Raw genomic sequence first — 15,557 nt, 5'->3', positions numbered from 1 at the left:
CCTGAAGCGGTAGTCTTCCCGGCTACCGTTTCTGTGCGTTCACCGTCCTATGTCTGAAACCGCTACCGCAACTGCCCCGCTGGTTGATACCCGCAAGCCGCGCCGCTACATGCCCGGCTGGTATTCCATTGCCTGGGGCAGCGCTCTGCTGGTGATGCTGCCGGTTCTGGCCGTTCTGTGGCTGGCGCTTTTTCCCACCGAAAACATCTGGCCCCATCTGGTCGATACCATACTGCCGGTTTACATCCGCTCTACCCTGCTGTTGCTGGCCGGTGTCGGCAGCCTGTCAGTCGTAATCGGTGTCAGTACCGCCTGGCTTGTGACCATGTGTCATTTCCCTGGTCGGCGCCTGTTTGAGTGGGCCCTGTTGCTTCCGTTCGCCATGCCCGCGTATGTGATCGCATACCTCTACACCGATCTGCTGGAATATGCAGGCCCGGTACAAAGCACATTGCGTGAGCTGTTCGGTTGGCAAACTGCGCGCGACTACTGGTTTCCCGATATTCGAAGCCTTGGCGGCGCCATCGCCATGCTGACGCTGGTCCTCTACCCCTATGTGTATCTGCTGGCTCGCGCCAGCTTCCTTGAACAGTCGATGAGCATTCGGGATGCCAGCCGCATCTTTGGCTGCACTCCGCTGCAGAGCTTTCTGCGCATCTCGCTGCCCATTGCTCGGCCCTCCATCGCTGTGGGCCTTGCACTGGTATCCATGGAAACCCTGAACGACTTTGGCACGGTTGATTATTTCGCGGTCAAAAGTCTGTCTGCCGGTATCTATGATGCCTGGCTGAACATGGGCAACCTCGGAGCCGCCGCCCAGATTGCCAGCCTGATGATGCTGTTTGTAGTACTGCTGATTTCACTTGAGCGCATTGCACGCGCCCGTCAGCGTCAGTTCAGCGGCTCCGACCGGTTCCGTTCAATTGAACGCTTCCGCCTCAGCCCCGCACGACAACTGATGGCGACACTGGCTTGCGCCCTGCCGGTCGTGCTCGGTTTTGCAATTCCTTTTATCGTGCTCGGAAGCTATGCACTGCGGCGGCTGGACCAGTTCGCCGAGCCCGGCTTTATTGCCAATGCAGTGCACAGCTTTACCCTTTCCGCTCTGGCTGCTGCACTGACAGTCGTGATAGCAGTTGTACTGGCCTACAGTAAGCGACTTTATCCGCAGCAACGCTCGCTTACAGTGGCCGCTCGCTTCAGCAGCCTGGGCTATGCCTTGCCAGGTGCAGTTCTTGCGATCGGTGTCATTATTCCTCTGGCGGCTTTCGACAACAGCGTCGACGCGTTCATGCAACGTCACTTCGGCTTTGGTACGGGCCTGCTACTGAGCGGTACACCCTTCGCCATCGTATTTGCCTATTCCGTGCGCTTTCTGGCGGTATCAACCGGCAGCGTGGAGTCATCACTGGCCAAAGTTACACCCAGCATGGACATGGCATCACGCTCTCTAGGCCTTAACCCACTGCAAACCCTCCGGCGCGTCCACCTGCCACTGATCCGAGGCGGATTGTTAACGGCCGTTCTGGTAGTTTTTGTCGACTCCATGAAGGAATTGCCGGCCACTCTGATTCTGCGACCGTTCAATTACGATACGCTGGCAACCTATGTGTACCAGTATGCGTCAGATGAAATGCTGGAAACCAGTGCACTGTCTGCGATGCTGATTGTGCTGGTTGGAATTGTGCCGGTCATTCTGCTCAGTCGCACTATCACGGCGACCCGGCAGGGCAAGTAGGCCACCGTCTAAAACAGGAACAGGCCTTAGCGCCTTATCGCGACATAGAGTCCTTCCAGACGCATGCAGACCTGACCATTGCAGATGACCTCTACCACCAACGCCAGCTTACCCTTGCCCCGCTCCACTACACGCTCGACCAAGGCATCAGAAGCGGCGGTGTCGATCAGCTCAACTTGTGTCACAAAATCCGCCGTAACCGGCTTGAGGTATTGGAGATGGCTGTCAGCGATCACCACGTCACACTCCAGCCCGCGCTCCTTGAGACACAGGGTCGTCAGGCACCACCCCGCTACAGTGGCGATCGCCGCCTGAGAACCGCCAAAACCGGTTCCCTTGTCGTTTACATTGGGTGCCAGCGGCGTGGGGATCTTCAGCGTTTGACCATCCCATGTCAGCTGTGAAATACCCAGGTGTTCCAGCAGTGGAATCTGGGTCTTGAGCCAACCAAGGAATTCAACCGTATCGGTCTTCATCAGCCCTCCCAGCGAGTCACGAACTCGCCAAGATCCAGCATCGGAGCCTCGCGCTCGCGACAGCGCTGGCCCAGATAGATAAAGCCAACTACCTGCTCATGTTCGGCCAGCTCCAGCCCTGACCGCACATGCGAGTTATGGGTCATTTCACCGGTGCGCCACATCGCCCCAAGGCCCTGCGCGAAAGCCGCTTGGGTGATGGCATGAGCCGCACATCCTGCCGAGATTAACTGTTCGTCCAGCGGGACTTTGGGATGCTCTCGAGTGACAGCAACTACCGTGATGATCATTGGCGCCCGCAGCGGCATTTGCAGGCATTTGTCATACCTTGCCTGCGGCAACGCCGGATCAGCCTTCAAAGCGGCACGGGCAAACAGCTCACCCATGCGTACCAGACCTTCGCCTTCCGTAATAATAAAGCGCCAAGGGCGCAGCGATCCATGATCCGGCGCTCTCAGAGCTGCACGCAACATCAGGTCAAGCTGTTGCGGCGTTGGAGCCGGACCTTCCAAGCGGGGGCATGAGGTACGGTTGATCAGGGCGTCGAGTGCATCCACGGTACTATCCTTTTACTGGCGTGACAGGCGCAGGTTCTGCGGCTCATCGTTGATACTGGAGCGGTAGGGATTGATATCCAGACCACCGCGACGGACATAGCGCGCATAGACACTGAGTTTCTGCGGTCGGCAGCGCTGCCAGATATCCATGAAGATATTTTCGACACACTGCTCGTGAAAGTCGCCGTGTTCACGATAGGAGATCAGATAGGCCAGCAGCCCTTTGTGATCGATCTGAGCCCCCTTGTAGCGGATCTGCACACTGGCCCAATCAGGCTGCCCGGTGACGGGGCAGTTGGACTTGAGCAAGTGACTGACCAGAGTTTCCTCGGTAACAGGACCTGAGGCGTTCAGCAACTCAGGGGCCGGCGAGTAGTGCTCGACCTGAAGTGGCAGATCATCCAGGCATCGCCCCTTGAGCTGGCTCACTTCAACAGCCTGAGTCAGCGGGATCAATTTGACCTGCACCGGCGCACCTGCAGCCGCCGACAGATCCGCCTGCATCCGCTCGCGCACCTCACTTTCCTGTGCAAAGCGACTCAAGTTGAAAGAGTTCAGGTACAGTTTGAACGACTTGGATTCAATGATGCAGGGTGAGCTGGCCGGTATACGAAATTCAGCCAGCCGTACCACCGGCTTGCCGCCGGCGTCCAGCCAAGACACCTCATAGGCATTCCATATATCCAGTCCGCGAAACGGCAGGCTGCTGCGTTTGACGCCCTTGGCCTCCCAGTTCAGGTCACGCCGAATCGGGTACAGCAACGAGGCGTCGTACTCATTGACGTAGACCGTGTCCTGCCCCAGCGGGGATGCCTTTACCTGATCATGTTCGCTCATTCTCGAATCCCCTTGCCAGTATTCAGCAAATGAATGGCAACGCCTCCCAACACGACAATAAACCCAATAATCATGGCGAAGGCAAAACCGATATCGATGTCACTGACGCCCAAAATGCCATAACGGAAACTGTTTACCATATACAGAATCGGATTCAGCTGTGACACCCCCTGCCAGAATCCCGGCAACAGCTGGATGCTGTAGAACACGCCACCCAGATAGGTCAGCGGGGTCAGGATGAAGGTAGGCACGATCGCGATATCATCAAAGGTTTTGGCGTACACGGCATTGATGAAACCACCCAGCGAAAACAGAATCGCGGTCAGCAATACCACAGTAATAGTGATGAAGAGGTGGTTGATCTGTAACTTTGTGAAAAACAGTGACAGCAGGGTCACGATAAAGCCTACCATCAACCCTCGTGTGGCGCCGCCAATCACATAGCCGGCCAGGATAATCCAATTAGGCACCGGCGAGACCAGCAGTTCCTCGATATTGCGCTGAAACTTGGTGCCGAAGAAAGAGGACACCACGTTACCGTAGGAGTTGGTGATAACTGACATCATGATCAGGCCCGGAACGATATATTCCATGTAATCGAAGCCACCCATGTCACCAATGCGAGAGCCGATCAGGTTACCGAAAATAATGAAATAGAGCGTCATGGTGATCGCTGGCGGCAGCAGGGTCTGAACCCAGATACGGGTAAAGCGACGGATTTCCTTGACGACGATAGTGACGAACGCGGTCCATAGCAGCCGGGAATTCATTTTGACTCCTGTTTCAAATTCTTGTCGACCAGCGACACAAACAGTTCTTCCAGCCGGTTGGCTTTGTTGCGCATACTGCTCACTTCCAGCCCCTGCTCGGCCAAGTGGCTGAACAGCGCATTGAGCCCTGCCGCCTTTGGCACATCGACCTCAAGGGTATGTGCATCACGCGGCCGGATCACGTACCCATCAAGTTTGGGCAGCTCGGTAAAATCCTGGCGCAGATCCAGAATGAAGGTTTCCGTATCCAGCTTCTGCAGCAGTGCTTTCATACTGGTATTCTGGATAATGCTGCCATGATCGATGATGGCGATATTGCGACACAGGCTTTCAGCTTCTTCCAGATAGTGCGTCGTGAGGATAATAGTTGTCCCTGCGGCATTTATTTCACTCAGGAAGTCCCACATGGAACGGCGCAGCTCGATATCGACCCCTGCAGTGGGCTCGTCCAGAATCAGCAACTTGGGTTCATGCACCAACGCACGGGCAATCATCAGGCGGCGCTTCATGCCACCGGACAGCATGCGAGCACGCTCATCGCGCTTTTCCCAAAGCCCAAGTTTGCCCAGGTAAATTTCAGCACGCTGCAACGCCTGCCTGCGCGGAATACCGTAATACCCAGCCTGAGTGACAACGATATCCACTACTTTTTCAAACGGGTTGAAGTTGAACTCCTGCGGTACAACCCCAAGGCACTGCTTGGCCTGCGCCAGCTGGGTATCAATATCGTAACCAAACACACTGACCTTGCCGGCCGTTTTGTTGACCAGCGAGGAAACGATCCCCAGCGTTGTTGATTTGCCGGCACCATTTGGGCCCAACAGGGCAAAGAAGTCTCCCTGCTGCACGTCCAGAGAGATCCCCTTGAGAGCCTCGAAGCCGTTACCGTATACCTTTCTTAAATCCTGTATCGAAAGCGCCGTTGTCATGCCTTGCCTTTGAATGGAGTGTAGATGTGGGTAGATGCGGCCGGGGATTGAAATTTCAACCGCCGCCCCCCATTGTACCCGTTTGCGCGGACATCCGATGCCCGCTCCCGTGACTGCAACAACCGGAGTACCCCGTGACCGATCGCCACAGCTTTCATCTGAACCTGCTCAAGATCGCCTATAACAACCTGATTCAACAGCCAACCTTCAAGGACACCGAAGCCAGCGAGGAGCTTGAGTTTCTGGACCAGTTTGCCGCACTGGTGGATGATTTCGAACATCATCGCCCAGAAGCATACGAAGATGGCCAAACCCTGCTGGTCCGACTGGTACGTGGCTACCCACAATTCGTACCATTATTGGCACGTGACCTCTTCTGGCTGTTTGGCGGCGAGTGTCTGCACTTTATGAGTGACGAGGAGATCGAGCAGTTCCAGCAGCTTGATGAAACACAGGCTGAGCTTGAGGCCAGCAACACCCCTGTAGATTACCTGTCACTGCGACAGAGTATTCTTGGGGATGCATCGGACACCCGACACTGAAGACACTCTTGTACCTATGCCGGGCCATCCCCTCTGTGCGAGGCATGCCCGGCCTGAGGTTTTGCTTTACGGAACCAATGTGCAGACCATGAAACGAAAAAAACCATGCAGCTTTCGCCGGATGGTTATCGTATTAAACACTGTGTGCTGACAGTCTGTACTGAATTTGGAGCGGGAAACGAGACTCGAACTCGCGACCCCGACCTTGGCAAGGTCGTGCTCTACCAACTGAGCTATTCCCGCATGTTTCTTTCAGAGATCTTACGATAGCATCTCTGTCAGAGAGTGGCGTCCCATAGGGGGTTCGAACCCCTGTTACCGCCGTGAAAGGGCGGTGTCCTAGGCCACTAGACGAATGGGACGCAGCCTGCAAAAACGTTTGGAGCGGGAAACGAGACTCGAACTCGCGACCCCGACCTTGGCAAGGTCGTGCTCTACCAACTGAGCTATTCCCGCTTTACTCTCAAAACCATCACTCACGAGTGAGTGGCATCCCGTAGGGGGTTCGAACCCCTGTTACCGCCGTGAAAGGGCGGTGTCCTGGACCACTAGACGAACGGGACACAGTCTTGAGCGCTTTCGCTTTCCTCATCGAGGAGGCGCATATATTACGTATGGGCCTTTTAGTGGTCAACCCCCTTTCGACAGTTTTTTTCTATACCGTCCATTAGCTGCCCCAGCCACTCCTCGGCAGGCGATGGTTTGTGAAGCAAATAGCCCTGCAACAGCTCACAGCCATGGGCGACAAGAAAGTCAGCCTGCGCAGACGTTTCAACACCTTCTGCTACAACTCTAAGTCTTAACTGGCGAGCGATCGAGATAATCGAAAGTACAATGGCCCGGTTATCTTCATCCTGCGGTAAACCATCCACAAAACTCTTATCGATCTTGAGCTCACTCAAGTGCAAACGTTTCAGATAGGCCAGATTGGAGTACCCTGTACCGAAGTCGTCCAATGAAAAGGCAAACCCCAGCTCCGCCAGCCGCGCCATGTTCCGCAACAAGTCCGGATGAGTATCGATAAACAGGCTTTCGGTAATTTCAAGCATCAACGCGTCAGGTGTTACAACGCTATCAGCCACCAGATCGACCAGTGCATCGATCAGCGCACTATCACGAAACAGATCCGAACTGAGATTGATTGACAGCGGAATTCGCAAGCCGGCAGCCTTGAGTTGCGCCGCAATCTCAAGCGCCTGCCTGAACACCGTCAATGTCAGAGGCTTGATGAGACCGGAAGCTTCCGCCACCGGTATAAACTCAGCGGGCGACACCGGAACGCCTTCCGGACCACGCAACCAGCGCACCAGGACCTCGGCCCCCCGAATATCGCCAGCGGGCCCGAACTGTGACTGTACAGCAAGGCTGAGCTCATCCCGCAGAATCGTGAGGCGAAGTGATTCTTCAAGCCTTACCCTGCGTTGAGCCGCCACGTTCAGCTCCGCCGTGAACGTGGCGTAGCCTCCCTTACCATCAGCCTTGGCCTTGTACAGAGCAAGATCGGCATTGCGCTGCAGGGTTACAAAGCTGCGACCATGTTGCGGAATTCTGGCAACACCAATGCTGCCGGCAAGCAGTAGTGTTTCACCATCAATATTGAGTGGTCTGGCCAACTGTTGGCTCAAGGCCTCCAATCTCCAGATCAGGTCAGACTCGGCATCTGTTGTTCGGCCGCACAAAAGCACGCCAAACTCATCACCCCCAAGGCGAGCGACCAATTCGCTCTCACTTAACAGCTGTTTTTGCAGACGAGAGCCGATTTTCTGCAGCACTCGATCGCCAAATCCATGACCATGCGCATCGTTGATCCGTTTGAAATCATCCAGATCTATCAGCAACAGTGCAGCTGACGGGGCAATGAGTGGAGCATGGAGCAATGCTTCGACCCTCTGCTGCAGCAGGCGACGGTTGGGCATCTGAGTCACGGGGTCGTGGTAGGCCAAATACTCCAGTTGAGACAGGGCCTCCTTTTCCGCCGTAATATCCTGCTCGACCGACAGGAAATGGCTGATGTTTCCTTCCATATTACGCACCGGTGAAACTACGGCGCGCTTGACCACGCGATGTCCCTGTTTATGCCGATTAACGAACTCACCTCGCCAAGGCAAACCACTATCCAGACGGTCCCAGAAAGCCCTCTTTTCAACCTCACTTTTAGGTTCCCAGGCCCGAAAGCCGGGGGTTCGCCCCAAAACATCGTCACGACTGTAGCCGGAGTTGATTTCAAAGCCATTATTAACGTAGGTAATATGCCCACTGTTGTCAGTAATAATGACGCTGGAAGGACTTTGGTCGATCGCCTGGCGAAACAGCAGCAGATCGGATTCAATGCGCTTGCGTGAGGTAATATCACTTTGGGTACTGACAAAGTGAGTGAGCTGCCCGCTGTCATCAAAAAGAGGCACTATGCTGATGCCGATCCAATACGCATCACCACTGCTGGTATAATTCAGCAACTCTTCGCGCACCCTTTCACCGCGGCGCAAGGCATTGCCGATTCGATTCAGCGCTTCTCTACAGGTATCTTTTCCCTGAAACAGACGCGGGCTGGCGCCTATCAACCGTTCACGGTCATAGCCCGTACGCTCAATAACGGCCTGATTGACATAGACAATACGCGGACCTGGGGGCGTCAGGTCCGCATCCGTCACCACCACAAGATCAGAAAGATGTTCAAGACTCGCCTGCATGATGCGCAACAGCTCATCAACGGAGGTGTTAAGGCTGGTCGTTTGTGGGGGCACAGATTCCCTCGGCATTGTAAACGGCACATCCTTGCTGGCAAGCGCCTTTTATATAAGCAATTTCTTAAGCACGCGATTGTAGAGATTTATGACAGCTTCGTGAATACTTAACGCCGATAGTCTGTAATCGATTTAGGCTTGAACTTGTCTTCTTTTGCTGCCTCTTCGGCCCGCTTGCGCTCCTCTTCCGCTTCGCGCAGCAGACGTTCACGCTCAACAAGCGCCTGGAGTTTATCCATATGCGCACTTAGCTCATAGATCTGGCGATCCAATTGCTGGGTCTGATTGAGCCGTTGCAACTTGCCTGCTGCCGTACGATAGCGCGGCAAGGCTGGGGCCGGTCCTCTTTGCTGCTCGACTTCAAGCGCTTCCATGATCTCAACATCAATGCGTGTACGAGTATAGGCTTCCTTCACCTGATAGATGACATCCCGTGTTGTGGCCGGAGGCAGAAGCCCACCGTTCTGCAGCTCTGTCAAAAACTGGAACAGCTCCCGCAACAGAGCTGCAGTGCGTTGAGCATGATTACGATCAGTGTGCAACGTCATGGAACCGGGTGGATGTTCAACCACAGGTAAAGGTTGAGCGGCGAAGGCTTCCATCTCAGACAGTTTCTGTCGATTTTCAGATGTGTTTTCCAGCTCCATCACCTGCTTCCAGCGATTCTGCAGATATCTGACCAGCACATCGCGAATCTCACGGGTGATGTAATGCTCAGGCAAAGTGTGCAGCAGATGATCAGCCCGGCGAATCTGGTCTTTCAGCATAAGCAGACGCATGCGACGTTCGCGACGTTGATTTTCGACCGTCTGAATACTGAAGGCTATCATCGCCATCACCACCACTACAGCCACGATGATTAGGCCGGTTTCAGTCGGGCTCATCGGCACATGTCCATCCGAGTTAAACAGAAGACTTTGATTCTATAACAAAAAACGAAAGAAAACGCTTGACCGGAAAAATCTCTGTTATTAATATTCGCACCGCTGTCAGGCACAGTCTGATTGTACCGCGTCCCGTTCGTCTAGTGGTCCAGGACACCGCCCTTTCACGGCGGTAACAGGGGTTCGAACCCCCTACGGGATGCCATCCAAATGCGGGAATAGCTCAGTTGGTAGAGCACGACCTTGCCAAGGTCGGGGTCGCGAGTTCGAGTCTCGTTTCCCGCTCCAATTTCTAGTTCAAATTACGTCAAATTGCCTTTCTGTCTTCATATCGTTCAAAGATCTGAGGCAGACATTCAGCCGGCTGCGGTTTCGCGATGTAATACCCCTGCACTACATCGGCTCCCGATTCAGCCAGAATGTCGAGTTGCTCTTCCAGTTCAACACCCTCGGCAATCACTTCCATGTGTAGTCCCCTGGCCATCCAGATAATCGCCTGACACAGCGTTGCAGCGTCCTGATCCGTATGAATATCCCGCACGAATTGGCGATCGATCTTGAGAATATCTACCGGAAAACGCTTCAAGTAACCCAGTGCCGAGAACCCTGTACCAAAGTCATCAATCGACAGGCGTACGCCAAGGCTTCTCAATTGCTTCAATGTTTCAATAGTGCGGCCTTCTGCTTCAACATCGAGAAAAATAGACTCGGTAATTTCAAGCTCCAGACTGCCTGGCATCAGCTCATGAATAATCAACAGCTGTTTAACCTGCTGCACAAAATCGGGCTGCAGAATCTGTCGGGGAGAAATATTCACTGCGAGATTCAGCTTCAGCCCCATCTGTCGTTGCCAACTGGCTGCCTGACGAATGGCCTCGGCCAGTACCCAGTGTCCGAGTGGCAAAATCTGACCGCTTTCTTCAGCCCTTGGAATAAATTCGTCCGGTGGAACCAGCCCGAAACCCGGACGGTGCCAGCGCACAAGTGCCTCAACACCTGTAATGCGGCGGGTTTTCAGATCAAGCAGTGGCTGATACCAAAGTACAAATTCGTTTCGCTCAAGCGCATCATGCAGCGCCTGCTCCATCTCAAGTGAGTGCCGTGCATGTTCATTCATCTCTTCCATGAAAAAACAGTAACCCGCTTCCTTGCGTATGCGCACTTGTTGCATTGCCGCATCAGCATGACGCAGCAGCATATCAGCGCGCAATCCATCGTCAGGGTACAGGGCAATACCGATACAGGCCGCCACACGGACCTCGGTATCACTAAGCTGAAAAGGGACATCAAACTGCTGTAACAGACAGCGCGTGAGATTTTCAACCGCCTGCATGCGAGTCACTTCTGGAACAACGACCACAAACTCGTCACTGCCAATCCGACCGAGGCTTTCCAGGGGCGAAAGTACCTGCTGCAAGCGTTGAGCGGCCTGACAGAGTAGTGTGTCTCCTGCCTGATGACCCTGGACTTCATTCACGCGACGGAATTGCAATAGATTGATGAACAGAACAGCAACCTGATGCTGCTGCGCCTCAGCCATTTCAATTGCCTGCTGCAAACGATCCTGGATCAATTCTCGATTTGGAAGATCCGTGAGTGCATCATAATTGCTGCGGTGAAACAGTTGCTCTTCGTAACTTTTACGCAGTGAAATATCTTCCTCAATGGCCAGATAGCGATCTGGCTGACCCTGCTCGTCACGCAACACTGAAATGGTAGCCGCCACCCAGAACTGCTCACCATTCTTGCGCTGGTTGAGCAGCTCGCCATGCCACTCGCCCTTACTGCTTAGTGAACTCCAGAGCTGACCAAAGGTGTCAGCATGGGTTGAAGAGGATTTAAGCAGACTAACCGGCCGCCCTTTCACATCAGCAGCGCTATAGCCTGTCACACGGCAAAAACCCGGATTAACATACTGAATAATGCCTTGGAGATCCGTGATGATAATACAGGCTGGACTTTGTTCCAGTGCAGCAGACAACTGCCGCAATTCACGACTACTGTCCCTTAGCGCTTCTTCACGCTCATTGAGCGCCGTCACCATGGTGTTGAATGACGATGCCAGGCGACCCAGGTCGCTTTTTTGATCAAATCCCTCAATACGTTGATAGTTGCCTTCTTTCAGGTTCTGTACTGCAAGCGACAGCTTGCCCAGCGGGCGTGTAATCACCCGACTTATGAACCAGCCACCCAACGGGGTAAACCCAACCAGAGCAAGCAGTAAAAGTACCAGCATCGACTGCCCAAGCGTCTCCAGCTCATGGCCCAAGCCTTTAACCGGTACCGCGAAAATCAATCGCGCTTCAATTCCTGGCTCAGCAAACGTAATAGCACCGTAGTATTCATCATCCGCCCCGACCCAGCCTTGCTGACTCCGTTCAAGTTGCTGTAAGCGTTGTAACGAGAGTCGTGACTCGAATCCTTGCCCTACACTGAGTTCTTCGGCCTGTAACAGCACCGGGTATTCAAGCCGGTGCGCAAGGTGGCCTACCGTATCATCGCTGAGTTTTACTCCACCTTGAAGCCTTGAACCACCCGGCACGTCATGCCACCCCAACAGGTAGAGCTGGTCTCGCGTGCGAGCAATCACAGGCTCTGAATGACTGGACAGGGACAGTCGCAACAAATCATACGGAAGGAAGTGGCTCTGGTAGGAGGGCTCATCATTTGAGGGTCGTATACGGAAACCGGTGCGGCCAAGGGGCTTTGTATTGTAGGCATAAAGCCTGTCACCACCCTGACACCGACAGGCCATGGCCTGTAACTGACCTCGCTCATCATGGATGGCGAGATAGTCCAGACCTCGTGTCTCAAGCCGACGGAGCAGCCTCAATGCAAGTAACTCCAGTTCGGTTTCGAGTCTCTCGTTATTACCGGGTGAATCAGGTAAAGCAAGCTCTGACTGTCCTGCCAGCTGATCCAGCTGCTCCTCTACAGCCTGCCGGGCGGTATCCCAGCGCCCGGCCAGAAAATGACGCGCCTGTTCCAACTCATGGAGTGACTGCTGCTCCCTTGTATGCCCAAGCATCAGTGTGAATATCAGGCCAACAAACATCAATGCTCCGGCTAGTGACAGAAGCCAGAGCAACAGCAGTTTGTGGTGCAAGCGTGAAAAAAACACAGGTTGTTTCCTGCTTTTTGTATTTATTTTTCATGAGCTTGCCACAAGGCTCCTCAACAGCAAAGTTATGTTTTGTATAAAAACGTCTCACGACTGAAGTTCTGCACGTGCGGCGCTCAGAGACTCAGCCTGAGTAGGCTCCCCCATATTCAGGCCTTCTGCGTAAACGGTTCGTACATCCTTGAGGCCGAGAAAGCCCAGGAACTGTTTTACAAATGGAATCTGGAAGTCATATCCCCCATCCTTATACTGACCGCCTCTCGTTGCAATCAGTACCACCGGCTTGTCTTCAAGTAACCCGACAGGCCCCTGATCCGTATACTTAAATGTCACACCACTACGAGCAAGCAGGTCGAACCAGGCCTTCATCTGCACTGGGATTCCAAAGTTGTACATTGGAACTCCGATCAGGATCTGATCGGCCGAGCGGACTTCTGCCAGCAAGCGATTTGCCAAATTCACGATGGATTGCTGTTTCGCTGTGCGACTTTCAGCTGAACTCACCAACGCCGACACCAACTCGGCATCAAGCAGAGGCAAAGGGTCTGAAATCAGATCACGCGTAATAACCTCAGCCTTGTCGTGGTTCAGATGCCACTGTGTAATGAAATCATTGGCCAATACGGACGACTGCCCGCTGTCACCAAAGATACTGCTGCGTATATGAAGAAGAGTCGCCATTGTTTAAGTTCAGCCTCAATCGTTAATTCAGGCAATATTTTCATATCAACACGGTCTATATAAAACAGTAAAATCATGTTTGGTTTGAACAACAAAATAGATCGTTCGAGGGCGTATGCAGATATCACTGGAACAGTGGCAGGCCATGCTGGCAGTTGTGGATGCCGGAGGGTACGCCAAGGCAGCCGAACGTCTTGGCAAAAGCCAGTCGGCCATCAGTTATTCGGTTCAAAAACTGGAGTCTGGCCTTAATGTTCGCGTGTTTCGGCTGGAAGGGCGCCGGGCAGTCCTCACTGAAGCAGGAGAAGCCTTGTGTCATCATGCAAGGCGCCTGCTCGAACAGGCGGAGCAGGCTGAACAACTGGCTGAACAGTTTGGGATGGGCTATGAAGCACAAATTCATATCGCAATGGATACCATTTTCCCGAAGGAGTTAATGCTCGATACCCTCGCCAATTATGCTGCCACCCATCCACAGACGCGCATCACCTTGCTTGAAACGGTCCTCAGCGGCAGTGACGAAGCCGTGCTCAAGCGAGACGTAGACATGGCCATCAGCGGTCGACTCCCGCCAGGCTTTCTGGGTGAGCGTTTACTGCAGATTCGCTTTCTAGCATGTGCACATCCTGAACATCCCCTTCATCAACTTGACCGTCCACTGAGCCTGGAGGATTTGCGTCAACACCGCCAACTGGTCGTACGTGATTCTGGCAGTCGCAATGATGACGCAGGTTGGCTTGGGGCTGACCAGCGCTGGACTCTCAGTAATGTTTCCACGTCGATAATGGCGGCAACAAAAGGTATCGGATATGCATGGTACCCAATGACACATGCAGCCAGTGCGATTGAATCTGGACAGCTCAAGCCTCTTCAGCTTGAAGTCGGTGCCGAACGCTATGCTGACCTTTACCTGATCCTAACCGATGGTGAGCTGGCTAGACCCGGGGTGCAAAAACTCGCTGCCATGATTAAGGAAGCTGTTCGTGGAGCAAAACAGCATGACCAGTTAGAATGAAGGCCATTTTGATGGAGTCGATAATGAGCGACAAACCGACACCACCTGCAGATGGCGAGTGCTGCGAAAATGGCTGCGAGCCATGCGTGTGGGACACCTATTACGAAGAGTTGAGACTGTGGCAGGAAGAACAGTCACGACAACAGAAGGAATCCGAAAATGCTGAATAAAGTCATTATTCCAGTCGCCGGGCTTGGGACTCGAGTTTTGCCTGCCAGCAAAGCGATTCCAAAAGAGATGTTGCCTGTTGTCGATAAACCGGTCATTCAATATGTAGTCGAAGAAGCGGTTTCTGCAGGATTTACTCAGATCATTCTGGTCACACGTAGTGGCAAGGAATCGATCGAGGATCACTTTGATCGCAATGCGGAGCTGGAAGAGGCTCTGACTGCGAAAGGCAAGGAGGAACTGCTTCAGGCAGTGCGCAATACGCTCCCGACAGGTTCACAGCTCATATCAGTACGTCAGGATCAGGCCCTAGGCCTGGGGCATGCGGTTCTCTGTGCGGCTCAACTGATTCATGACGAGGAAGACTTTGCGGTTATGCTACCAGACATGCTGATCGACACTAATGGTGAGTCCAGCGATCTAAAGCAAATGGTTGCACACTACTATGAGCACCAGTGCGGCCAGATCATGGTTGAGGCGGTACCGGAACATCAGGTGGAGCGATACGGAATTGTTGACTGTGGTGGTATGCCGCCTGCCATCGGTACAAGTTCAAAGCTGCATAATTTGGTTGAAAAACCTACACGGTCCGAAGCACCGTCCAACCTTGCCATAGTCGGTCGTTATATCCTGCCAGGCAAGATCATGCACCTGCTGCGTAAAACCACAGCCGGCGCAGGTGGAGAAATACAACTCACTGATGCAATCAAATCACTGGTGGAATCGGGAGACCTTCTTCACGCTTTTACCATGTCCGGTGATCTGTATGACTGCGGAAACAAATCGGGCCTGCTGCAGGCCAACCTGGCATTTGGGCTCAAGCACTCAGAAACAGCAGCCGACCTGAAGGCATGCATAAATAAAATAGTGGGCGATGGCCTGTTATTGTCACAATAAATGCAAGGTAACAGCGACTGACAGGGAAGTCAGTGACAGGGCCCGCCGCAGGGGCGCCGGGCCCTTTCTTTTGCCAGCCGTCTGCTTGTGCTTCGCCCCAATGCAAAAACCCCGGCCTCAACGAGACCGGGGTTTCTGGTATTAAGTGCCTGGCGATGACCTACTCTCACATGGGGAAGCCCCACACTACCATCGGCG

14 protein-coding genes and 6 tRNA genes are annotated in these 15,557 nt (G+C 53.7%); 7 read left to right on the top strand and 13 right to left on the bottom strand.

Translation table 11 applies throughout. The features are described 5' to 3' along the window. Window positions 1-49: 49 nt before the first annotated feature. Window positions 50-1,738, top strand: coding sequence for an ABC transporter permease (locus tag ABIE61_RS03765; protein WP_354406846.1), 1,689 nt, complete (start codon window positions 50-52; stop codon window positions 1,736-1,738). Window positions 1,739-1,764: 26 nt separating this feature from the next. Here ABIE61_RS03765 and ABIE61_RS03760 read toward each other — a convergent pair whose 3' ends face one another. The 5 genes from ABIE61_RS03760 to ABIE61_RS03740 are packed head-to-tail and all read right to left on the bottom strand — an operon-like array spanning window position 1,765 to window position 5,307. Further along, window positions 1,765-2,214: a YiiD C-terminal domain-containing protein gene (locus tag ABIE61_RS03760; protein ID WP_354406844.1), complete on the bottom strand. Its 450-nt coding sequence runs from the start codon at window positions 2,212-2,214 to the stop codon at window positions 1,765-1,767. Then, complete coding sequence (locus ABIE61_RS03755; protein ID WP_354406841.1) at window positions 2,214-2,771, bottom strand: NAD(P)H nitroreductase; 558 nt, start codon at window positions 2,769-2,771, stop codon at window positions 2,214-2,216. Before ABIE61_RS03755 ends, ABIE61_RS03760 begins: the two co-directional genes overlap by 1 nt. A 12-nt stretch (window positions 2,772-2,783) precedes the next feature. Beyond that, window positions 2,784-3,608 (bottom strand): NADPH-dependent 7-cyano-7-deazaguanine reductase QueF, encoded by an 825-nt coding sequence (gene queF, locus ABIE61_RS03750; RefSeq protein WP_206835515.1) that lies wholly within the window; start codon window positions 3,606-3,608, stop codon window positions 2,784-2,786. After that, a complete protein-coding gene (locus ABIE61_RS03745; protein WP_091824608.1) occupies window positions 3,605-4,378 on the bottom strand; it encodes an ABC transporter permease in 774 nt (257 codons plus the stop codon). The genes queF and ABIE61_RS03745 overlap by 4 nt, the downstream gene beginning before the upstream one ends. Beyond that, window positions 4,375-5,307 (bottom strand): ABC transporter ATP-binding protein, encoded by a 933-nt coding sequence (locus ABIE61_RS03740; protein ID WP_091824605.1) that lies wholly within the window; start codon window positions 5,305-5,307, stop codon window positions 4,375-4,377. The genes ABIE61_RS03745 and ABIE61_RS03740 overlap by 4 nt, the downstream gene beginning before the upstream one ends. A 134-nt stretch (window positions 5,308-5,441) precedes the next feature. Here ABIE61_RS03740 and ABIE61_RS03735 point away from each other — a divergent pair, with 134 nt between their 5' ends. Beyond that, entirely contained in the window at window positions 5,442-5,849 is a 408-nt protein-coding gene (locus ABIE61_RS03735; RefSeq protein ID WP_206835517.1) for a PA2817 family protein, read from the top strand. Between the two features lie 167 nt (window positions 5,850-6,016). On the opposite strand, the gene ABIE61_RS03730 is transcribed toward ABIE61_RS03735, so the two are convergent. The 6 genes from ABIE61_RS03730 to ABIE61_RS03705 all read right to left on the bottom strand — a co-directional run bounded on the left by ABIE61_RS03730 (window position 6,017) and on the right by ABIE61_RS03705 (window position 9,477). Next, window positions 6,017-6,092, bottom strand: a tRNA-Gly gene (locus ABIE61_RS03730). Between the two features lie 43 nt (window positions 6,093-6,135). After that, a tRNA-Glu gene (locus ABIE61_RS03725) sits at window positions 6,136-6,211 on the bottom strand. 18 nt (window positions 6,212-6,229) lie between these two features. Further along, a tRNA-Gly gene (locus ABIE61_RS03720) sits at window positions 6,230-6,305 on the bottom strand. Between the two features lie 31 nt (window positions 6,306-6,336). Continuing rightward, window positions 6,337-6,412, bottom strand: a tRNA-Glu gene (locus tag ABIE61_RS03715). A gap of 60 nt (window positions 6,413-6,472) precedes the next feature. Further along, window positions 6,473-8,608 (bottom strand): putative bifunctional diguanylate cyclase/phosphodiesterase, encoded by a 2,136-nt coding sequence (locus ABIE61_RS03710; RefSeq protein WP_354406837.1) that lies wholly within the window; start codon window positions 8,606-8,608, stop codon window positions 6,473-6,475. Window positions 8,609-8,700: 92 nt separating this feature from the next. Continuing rightward, entirely contained in the window at window positions 8,701-9,477 is a 777-nt protein-coding gene (locus tag ABIE61_RS03705) for a hypothetical protein (RefSeq protein ID WP_354406834.1), read from the bottom strand. Between the two features lie 129 nt (window positions 9,478-9,606). Here ABIE61_RS03705 and ABIE61_RS03700 point away from each other — a divergent pair. Further along, window positions 9,607-9,682, top strand: a tRNA-Glu gene (locus tag ABIE61_RS03700). Window positions 9,683-9,689: 7 nt separating this feature from the next. Then, window positions 9,690-9,765, top strand: a tRNA-Gly gene (locus tag ABIE61_RS03695). 19 nt (window positions 9,766-9,784) lie between these two features. On the opposite strand, the gene ABIE61_RS03690 is transcribed toward ABIE61_RS03695, so the two are convergent. Both ABIE61_RS03690 and ABIE61_RS03685 read right to left on the bottom strand, forming a co-directional pair. After that, complete coding sequence (locus tag ABIE61_RS03690) at window positions 9,785-12,598, bottom strand: putative bifunctional diguanylate cyclase/phosphodiesterase (protein ID WP_354406831.1); 2,814 nt, start codon at window positions 12,596-12,598, stop codon at window positions 9,785-9,787. An 87-nt stretch (window positions 12,599-12,685) separates the two neighbouring features. After that, entirely contained in the window at window positions 12,686-13,279 is a 594-nt protein-coding gene (locus ABIE61_RS03685) for an FMN-dependent NADH-azoreductase (protein ID WP_206835526.1), read from the bottom strand. 115 nt (window positions 13,280-13,394) lie between these two features. Between ABIE61_RS03685 and ABIE61_RS03680 the strand changes: the two genes are divergently transcribed. Genes ABIE61_RS03680 through galU form a run of 3 tightly spaced genes read left to right on the top strand, consistent with a single transcriptional unit; the run spans window position 13,395 to window position 15,359 of the window. Next, window positions 13,395-14,294, top strand: coding sequence for a LysR family transcriptional regulator (locus tag ABIE61_RS03680; RefSeq protein WP_091824588.1), 900 nt, complete (start codon window positions 13,395-13,397; stop codon window positions 14,292-14,294). Window positions 14,295-14,317: 23 nt separating this feature from the next. Then, a complete protein-coding gene (locus ABIE61_RS03675) occupies window positions 14,318-14,464 on the top strand; it encodes an oxidoreductase-like domain-containing protein (protein WP_091824585.1) in 147 nt (48 codons plus the stop codon). Next, on the top strand, window positions 14,454-15,359 hold the full coding sequence (gene galU / locus ABIE61_RS03670) for a UTP--glucose-1-phosphate uridylyltransferase GalU (protein WP_354406827.1): 906 nt from the start codon (window positions 14,454-14,456) through the stop codon (window positions 15,357-15,359). Before ABIE61_RS03675 ends, galU begins: the two co-directional genes overlap by 11 nt. Window positions 15,360-15,557 lie beyond the last annotated feature (198 nt).

Source organism: Marinobacterium sp. MBR-111 (assembly GCF_040547585.1).
GTDB classification, from domain to species: domain Bacteria; phylum Pseudomonadota; class Gammaproteobacteria; order Pseudomonadales; family Balneatricaceae; genus Marinobacterium; species Marinobacterium iners.
The sequence above is the reverse complement of the archived record's forward strand: the minus strand, read 5'-3'. Positions and strand labels throughout refer to the sequence as shown.